At 45.3% G+C, this 4,379-nt stretch carries 1 protein-coding gene and 2 pseudogenes; 1 reads left to right on the top strand and 2 read right to left on the bottom strand.

All coding sequences use genetic code 11. From position 1 onward, the window contains the following. Together LC574_RS28505 and LC574_RS28510 are read right to left on the bottom strand one after the other, a co-directional pair. Nucleotides 1-139 (bottom strand): annotated as a pseudogene (locus LC574_RS28505) (metal ABC transporter permease); the annotation flags it as partial. After that, a pseudogene (locus tag LC574_RS28510) lies at nt 123-1,373 on the bottom strand (YncE family protein); the annotation flags it as partial. The pseudogenes LC574_RS28505 and LC574_RS28510, both read right to left, overlap by 17 nt. Before the next feature lie 458 nt (nt 1,374-1,831). On the opposite strand from LC574_RS28510, the gene LC574_RS28515 reads away from it, so the two are divergent. Further along, on the top strand, nt 1,832-4,379 hold a 2,548-nt coding region (locus LC574_RS28515), incomplete at its 3' end, for an HAD-IC family P-type ATPase (RefSeq protein ID WP_229457012.1).

Consider the following 4,379-nt stretch of genomic DNA (forward strand, 5'->3'; position numbering starts at 1 on the left):
CGACAGCTTTAATCGCTACAGAAACGGCGAGTGAAAGCAAGACCACAAACACGTAGCGGTACAACTGGACGTGAATACCTTGAACTTGCGCTACATCGGGGTTAAGGGTCAATAAAATTTGCTGGCGTGTCAATGTAAGGTTTAATACCATAAGATAACTCATCATAGACGTAGTTGCGGATGCTGTACATTTTCCGCAACACATTGGTTTCAGAACCAATTGCTTCTCTGGCAGCACGGCGAACAATGGTAGTATCCATTGCTAAATCGTCGTCATCCACTAGGTAGCGTGTTTCTAATTCTGAAGAAAGTTCAGGTATATCTTCTACATCTCTGGGTGTGATGCGATACTTAATACCGCGAACTTCCAAAAGTGCTTTCCAGCCAAATATATGCCGTTCACCTGGAGCAAGAGAATCAAATTTAAAAACTGCTACACGTTGCCCCTGTACCACTTCTTCGGTAAAAGGTATACCAATGGGTTCAACGTGTTTCACCTTTTGACGCTCTGTTTCCGATGGTAAGGCGATGCGCCATTCTACGTCAGGTAAATAAACCTCGTCTAAGGGTGCAATTTCCTCAGCATAAGACATTTCGATGAGATAGCCATTAGAAAGGGCGTAGCGCTTATCGGGTTCGTAATGATAATACAGAGGATGAATAAAAGTACGATCGCGGAACGTTAGCTCATGACTAGGATCAGCATTTGGGTTGTCCCGGATATAAGCCTCCTCTGAGGCGTAAGCGACGTAAATACTTTCTTTGCCTGTTTCGGCATTTTTATGTATTGCTATGCCTGTGGGGCATTCAAAGGGTGTCAGGACACTGAATTGAAGTTCTCCTGTGGCCCTATCCATCGCGTAAACTGATTGTTCGGTGCGATCGCAAATCCACAGCATTTCCTGGGTGACAGCTAAATTCTCTATCCCAACGCCTGGAGCATAAAACCTGGTAATCTCTTTTCGCGTTTCGCGGTCATAAATCAGAATGTAGCCTAGCCTTTGGCAGCTGACATAAACTGTTGTTTCCCAAACAGCAACGCCGTCAGCAGGATAAGGCAATGTTACAAAATGTTCCAGACCCAAAGCATTGAGATTGCACAAGTAAACACTATTTTCTCGGCTTACCCACAGGGTATCTTCCCACGCAGCTAGACCAGTAACATCGGTAAATTCTTTAACTTGATGGGGATTAAGAATTTTGCTGTTGTCAGAAGTGGGATCAATTTCTAGTAGATGCCCTTTAATACTGTCAATGGCAATCAGTCTGTCTTTTATGAAAGTAATGCCACACAGGGTAGCAGCAGTAAGCGGTCGAATTGTCTTTTGCCCAAACATCTGGCTAACGATCAAACTGGGGAGTGCAAAACTCATAAAACCTTGTGGGAAGTGTAAAAACCCCTCACCAAATTTAGGTAGGCGAGGAAACATGACTATTTAAGCGATTCAAAATTATTCTTGAAAAATTTACTAGGTAGGGAAACCTTCCTGGCAACTTCTCTCAGAATTAACAATGAATAAATGCACTTGTGCCAAGCATCCTGGCTAAAGACCCGATCTAAATTAAAGCAATACAGCCTAAAATTCATTGTGGCAGATGCTCTGTAACTAAGCTTCAAAGCTCTATTACTTATAATTATCGGTACAATGTGTTCCGAAAAACTCTTTCGTGAGAGATAACACTATCTTAAAAAAAATAAATTTACAAATGTTAAGAATTACAGATACACTCATGCAACTGGGCGATCGCCTTAATGTAACTTTAGAAGATGGAATTCCTGCCATCACTAAATTATGATCAAATTTTGTAAACATTTCCTGTGACGTACACGATGTCTGCTAATTCTCTGCCTGAAGGTGCCGCCGTTTGGCATAGTTTAGAAGTTGATAAAGCGCTAGACCTGCTCGATAGTAATGCTGACAGTGGCTTAACACCCCAAGAAATTCAACAGAGGTTGCAAAAGTACGGCCCCAACGAACTTGAAGAAACTGCTGGCCGTAGTACTTGGGAAATCCTGCTGGATCAGTTCAAGAACATTATGTTGTTGATGCTGATTGGCGTAGCTCTGATTTCTGGGTTTTTAGACCTGATGGCTTTGCGGGAGGGTCGCTTAAAGCCTGGTGAAGTGCCATTTAAAGATACGATCGCTATTTTAGCAATTGTCATCCTCAATGGCATACTCGGCTACGTCCAAGAGAGCCGTGCCGAAAAAGCCTTGGCAGCCCTGAAAAAAATGACCTCTCCCTTAGTGCGCGTCATCCGCGACGCTAGACTGGTGGAGATAGCAGCCAAGGATTTAGTTCCAGGGGATGTAATGCTGCTGGAAGCTGGGATGCAGATAGCCGCAGATGGACGCTTGATAGAACAGTCTAATTTACAAGTGCGTGAGTCGGCATTGACTGGTGAAGCCGAAGCCGTGAATAAACAGGCATCATTAAAATTGCCTGAGGAAACATCATTAGGCGATCGCCTAAATGTCGTGTTTCAAGGAACCGAAGTAGTCCAAGGACGGGCGAAGGTTCTGGTGACTAACATCGGCATGACTACAGAACTCGGCAAAATTGCCACCATGTTGCAGGCGGTGGAAAGTGAACCGACACCGTTACAGCAACGGATGACTCAACTGGGTAATGTCCTAGTTACTGGTTCTTTGATTCTTGTGGCGATCGTTGTCGTCGGTGGTGTAATCAAGGACGGAGGTTTTAAAAATATCCAAGAACTCTTGGAAGTTTCCTTGAGTATGGCGGTTGCTGTGGTGCCAGAAGGTTTACCTGCTGTAATTACCGTCACCTTGGCATTGGGAACCCAGCGAATGGTGCGCCAAAATGCCTTGATCCGCAAACTCCCAGCAGTGGAAACATTGGGTTCTGTAACTACCATCTGTTCTGATAAAACCGGTACGCTGACGCAAAATAAAATGGTGGTGCAATCGGTTTTCACTAATAACAAAACTTTTCGCGTCATTGGCGAAGGTTACACTCCCACAGGGGACTTTCAGTTAGATGGTCAAAAAATTTCTCTAGAAAACTCTCCAGAAATCTCAGCGTTATCAGTCGCCTGTGCTATTTGTAATGATTCGGTGTTGCAAAAAGAACAAGGTGATTGGGCGATTTTGGGAGATCCTACAGAGGGAGCATTGTTAACACTGGCGGGAAAAGCTGGAATCGAAAAAGACCAGTGGAACAGTAAATTACCTCGCGTTGCAGAGTTTCCCTTTTCCTCAGAACGGAAGCGGATGAGCGTAATTTCTCAGGTGGAGGGAGTCGCCACAGGTGACGCGTCTTCCAGAGGCATTGACCCAGCCATCGCTAGTTTTCTCCAATCTGAACCTTACTTAATGTTTACCAAAGGTTCTCCAGAGTTAATCTTGGCACGTTCCACTCAAATTCATTTGGGTAATGACACAGCCCCCTTAACTGAAGAACAACGCCAGAAAATTTTGGCAGAAAATGACCAAATGGCGAGTAAAGGTTTGCGGGTGCTAGGTTTTGGCTACAAACCCCTCGCAGAAATTCCACCGGAAGGTTCAGACGAAACATCCGAGCAAGGCTTGGTGTGGCTGGGATTGGTGGGAATGCTAGATGCGCCACGCCCAGAGGTAAGGGCAGCTGTGCAAGAATGTCGAGATGCAGGCATTCGCCCAGTGATGATTACTGGCGACCACCAATTAACAGCACGAGCGATCGCTACCGATTTGGGAATTGCCCAAGAAGGTGACCGCCTCCTCACAGGTCAAGAATTGCAACGGATGAGTGACCAGGAATTAGAGCAAAATGTTGACCTGGTGAGCATCTATGCCAGAGTTTCCCCAGAACACAAACTGCGAATTGTCCAAGCACTGCAACGCCGGGGTAAATTTGTGGCAATGACAGGCGATGGTGTTAACGATGCCCCAGCCCTCAAACAAGCCGACATCGGTATTGCGATGGGCATTACTGGCACTGATGTAAGTAAAGAAGCCAGTGACATGGTATTACTTGATGACAACTTCGCCACCATTGTCAGCGCCACCAAGGAAGGTAGAGTTGTTTACACCAATATCCGCCGCTTTATTAAATACATTCTGGGCAGTAACATTGGCGAAGTTATCACCATTGCAGCTGCACCCTTAATTGGTTTGGGAGGCGTTCCCCTTACCCCCTTACAAATTCTCTGGATGAATTTGGTGACAGACGGTTTACCAGCCTTGGCATTAGCTGTGGAACCTCCAGAACCAGATGTAATGAAACGTCCACCTTTTAGTCCCCGCGAAAGTATTTTCGCTAGGGGATTGGGTTCTTACATGATTCGCATTGGAATCATTTTTGCCATTATCAGCATTGCCTTGATGTGGTGGGCTTATCAACATACCCATGCCCCTGAGTATCAAGGTAATCGAG

It is taken from the genome of Nostoc sp. CHAB 5715 (assembly GCF_020829685.1).
Lineage (GTDB): Bacteria > Cyanobacteriota > Cyanobacteriia > Cyanobacteriales > Nostocaceae > Nostoc.